The sequence below is a fragment of the Bradyrhizobium sp. cir1 genome (assembly GCF_014198245.1).
In the GTDB taxonomy this organism is placed as follows: Bacteria; Pseudomonadota; Alphaproteobacteria; order Rhizobiales; family Xanthobacteraceae; genus Bradyrhizobium.
In genome coordinates, this window is sequence record NZ_JACIHE010000061.1 from 1 (window position 1) to 3,156 (window position 3,156).

Consider the following 3,156-nt stretch of genomic DNA (forward strand, 5'->3'; position numbering starts at 1 on the left):
ACCGGCATGAGGCCCACACCTCGCCACGCCTCGGCTTGCGCGCGATACAGCCTGGGATGAGCTGATCGGTGGAGGTGGAACGATGGCAAATGCCATGCTTGATGCCAGGCAGGAAGGTGACTCCTATCGTCGCGTTGAGGTGATCACTGGGGAGCGCCGCCGCCGACGGTGGACGGGCGAAGAGAAGGCCCGGATCGTGGCGGAGAGCTTTGAGGAGGGGACGAACATCTCCGAGGTGGCGCGGCGCAATGGCGTTTCCCGCGGGCTGCTCACGGCGTGGCGGCGCCAAGTCGCGACGGCGGTGTCCAGCAAAGCGCCGAAGTTTGTGCCGATCCAAATTGGTGCCGAGAGCGGCGGCGGAACGGCCGGTAAGTCCGAGTGCATTTCATCGGCACAGACGAGGCCTTTGGAGATCACCGCACTGCCGGTCAAGGCCTGCGGAGTGGTCGAGATCGAGGTGAACGGGGCGCGGATCCGTGTCGAGCCGGGCGTGGAACTGGCGACGCTTGCGACGGTGCTGGCGGCGCTTCGAGGGGTCCGGTGATTGCGCTACGGTCAGACCTCAAGGTGGTGCTGGCGGCCCAGCCGGTCGACTTTCGCAAGTCGGTGCACACGCTGTCGGCGCTGGTGAGCGAAGCATTGCGCGCGAACCCGTATTGCGGCGACGTCTTCGTGTTCCGTAGCAAGCGCATGGACAGAGTGAAGCTTCTGGCGTGGGACGGCAGCGGTATGGTGCTGGTAACGAAGTGGTTGCACCAAGGACGTTTCACCTGGCCGCCGATCCGCGACGGCGTTGTGCATCTCAGTGCGACGCAGCTTGCGATACTGCTCGACGGGCTCGAGTGGACGCGTATGTCGCCCAAGCCTGTGAAGCAGCCGACCGTTGTCGGCTGAGGGGTGAGGATTTCGCTGGAGCACGGGTCGCGCGGATGTATCGTCTGATCATGACGATTCGTCCCGACGCTCTCCCGACCGATCCGGCGGCTCTGACCGAGATGGTGCTCGCGCTTGACGCTGAGAACGAGAAGCTGCGCGTGGCAATGCAGACGCTCAAGGAGATGATCTTCGGGAAGCGCTCGGAGCGGCTTGCGGTGCTCGTGGACGAACAGCTTGCGCTCGAGCTGGGCGATCTTGAGGCGGACACTACGCTGCGTGCGGCCGCCAACGACGATGTGGCTGGGGCGAACCCATCTGGCAAACCGCGCAAGAAGGCGCGCCGCAACATTGGCGCGCTTCCAAAGCACCTGCCGCGCTGTGAGCAGGTGCTGGAGCCGGAGGCAACCGCCTGCCCATGCTGCCAAGGTCAGCTTCACAAGATCGGCGAGGACGTCAGCGAGGTGCTGGACATCATCCCGGCGATCCTGCGGGTGCTGCGCACGATCCGTCCCAAATATGGCTGCCGCAGCTGCACCGATGGCGTGGTCCAAGTGAGGGTGCTACCGCGCCTGATCGAGAGCGGCATGGTCTCGACCGCACTCGTGAGCCACGTCGTGGTCTCGAAGTTCGCCTGGTATCTGCCGCTGTACCGACAGGTGCAAATTCTGGCCGGCCAGGGCATCCATCTCGACCGGGCGACGCTCGCCGGCTGGGTGAAGCGTGCGGCCTGGTGGCTCAGGAGCCTCTATGACCTCCAGCTGCGCACGATCCAGGCCGCACCGCGCCTGTTCTGCGACGAGACACCGATGCCAGTGCTCGATCCCGGACGAGGTCGCACCCGCATCTGCCAGTTCTGGGCGCATGCGATGGATGACCGGCCATGGGGCGGCCCCTCGCCACCGGCGGTTGCCTATGTGTTCGCCGACGGCCGCAGCACGGAGGAGATCGCCGGACAATTGACGGGCTTTTCCGGCATTCTGCAGGTGGACGGTTATGCCGCCTACAAGGCGCTCGCCCGCGGCCATGGCGGCACAATCCAGCTCGCCTTTTGTCTCGCCCATGCCCGACGCAAATTCGTGGAGGTCTACAAGACGACCCAGTCGCCGTTCGCTCGCGAGGTGATCGAACGGCTGCAAGCGGTCTATGCGATCGAGGCAGAGATCCGCGGCAGCAGTGCCGAGCAACGGCTTACCGCCCGTCGCATCAGGGCCGTTCCGTTGATGGAGGTGCTCAGGGCGCGGCTGACCGCCATGGTCGACCAGCTCTTCTCCCAGTCGAAGCTGACGGAGGCCATCAACTACGCGCTCAACCACTGGGATGGGTTGACGCTGTTTCTCCGCGACGGCCGCATCGAGGTCGACAGCAATACGGTCGAGCGTTCCATCCGCCCGATTGCCATGGGAAGACGCAACTCACTGTTCAGCGGCAGCGAAGGCGGCGCCGAGAGCTGGGCAATCCTGGCGTCGATCGTGAACACGGCAAAGCTCCATGATCTTGATCCGCAGGCCTACCTGACCGACGTGCTGGAGCGCATCACCTCCGGGCGAACCAAGAGCCATCAGCTGCCCGAGCTGCTCGCATGGAACTGGAAGGCGGCCCGCCAGCGCACTGCGCAGGCCGCCGCGTGAGCCCACGTCGCCATAAAGCATCGTCGTCGATGGCCGCCGCCGCGATGCCGCTTGCGGACCTCGAGCGATGGCTGCAGGCCCGCCTCGATCAGCATCCGACCGGCACCGATCTCCCCATGCTCGACGGCTATGTCGCCGCGATCGTGGCCGGACCGGTGTCGATGAGCCCGCCCGATTGGATCTGCCCGCTGCTCGCCATCGATGATGATGCCTTCAACCATGGCGGTACCCCGGAGTTCGCTGCGATCTCCGCCGTCGCGCTGCGCCATAACGAGATCAGCAACATTCTCTCGACCACCCCCGATCGGTTCGAGCCGATGCACCGGCGCGAAGCCAACGGCAATATCGATGCGCATCCTTGGTGCCAGGGATTCTATGCCGCGATGCGGCTCAGGCTGTCGGCGTGGGCGCCTTTGCTGGACGTCAACAACGTCAATCACGGCCTGCTGCTGCCCATCCTGCTGCACTGTCGCAACGATCAAGGCCGTCCCCTGCTCGGACCGCCACGAATCGGTCGCAAAACCGAGGATTTTCTCAGTAGCGCCTACCTCGATATCCCAGCCGTCGTCGAGGCGCTGCGCCAGTACTGGATGCCGATCCGCTACGCACGCGACCGCTGATCACCGCGGACGTGGGAGCTCATACCGGTTAC

At 64.9% G+C, this 3,156-nt stretch carries 4 protein-coding genes; all 4 read left to right on the forward strand.

Annotation, left to right across the window (positions count from 1 at the left end):
- Window positions 1-82: 82 nt before the first annotated feature.
- Genes tnpA through GGD63_RS39835 form a run of 4 tightly spaced genes read left to right on the forward strand, consistent with a single transcriptional unit; the run spans window position 83 to window position 3,124 of the window.
- A complete protein-coding gene (gene tnpA, locus GGD63_RS40735) occupies window positions 83-544 on the forward strand; it encodes an IS66-like element accessory protein TnpA (RefSeq protein ID WP_183250648.1) in 462 nt (153 codons plus the stop codon).
- Window positions 541-894: an IS66 family insertion sequence element accessory protein TnpB gene (tnpB, locus tag GGD63_RS39825; RefSeq protein ID WP_183250649.1), complete on the forward strand. Its 354-nt coding sequence runs from the start codon at window positions 541-543 to the stop codon at window positions 892-894. The genes tnpA and tnpB overlap by 4 nt, the downstream gene beginning before the upstream one ends.
- 50 nt (window positions 895-944) lie before the next feature.
- Entirely contained in the window at window positions 945-2,504 is a 1,560-nt protein-coding gene (gene tnpC / locus GGD63_RS39830; protein ID WP_183250650.1) for an IS66 family transposase, read from the forward strand.
- A 29-nt stretch (window positions 2,505-2,533) separates the two neighbouring features.
- Window positions 2,534-3,124: a UPF0149 family protein gene (locus tag GGD63_RS39835; RefSeq protein ID WP_183250651.1), complete on the forward strand. Its 591-nt coding sequence runs from the start codon at window positions 2,534-2,536 to the stop codon at window positions 3,122-3,124.
- Window positions 3,125-3,156: the final 32 nt, after the last annotated feature.